This window comes from Catenuloplanes japonicus (assembly GCF_000717135.1).
Classification (GTDB): Bacteria; Actinomycetota; Actinomycetes; order Mycobacteriales; family Micromonosporaceae; genus Catenuloplanes; species Catenuloplanes japonicus.
Genome location: NZ_JNXY01000096.1, coordinates 1 through 400 on the forward strand (window position 1 = coordinate 1; position 400 = coordinate 400).

Annotated in this window: 1 pseudogene; it reads right to left on the bottom strand. The window is 78.2% G+C overall.

Going from position 1 to position 400, the window contains the following annotated elements:
- Positions 1 to 400, bottom strand: a pseudogene (locus tag OP04_RS55280) (LuxR family transcriptional regulator); the annotation flags it as partial.

The following is a 400-nucleotide window of genomic DNA, read 5'->3' on the forward strand; positions in this document are numbered from 1 at the left end:
GCCTTCGCCGAGCCGGGGTCGAGCGCGGCCAGGTCGTCGAGCGCGGCGGCCAGTACCAGCGGTCGTGGCCCTTTCCGCAGCCGGCCGACGGCCTCGTGCAGCAGCGTCACGTCGCCGTGCAGCAGTCCTTCCGCGTGGGCGGCCGCGCCGGCCAGCGTGGGCAGCGCCGGGTTACGGGCGGCCAGCGTGCGGGCGGCCCGCACGACGGTCTCGGCCAGGCCGGTGCGGCCGGCCGCGACCGCGATCCGGACCAGCGTCGCCGCGGCGGCCGGGTCCTGCCCGATCAGCACCGGGCGTTCCTCGATCGACTCGTAGAGCGGGCGCAGCTGGGCCACGGCCGGTTCCGGGCCGTCCTCCCGGTACGCGAGCAGCGCCTCCGGCCAGAGCACGTCCTCCGGCG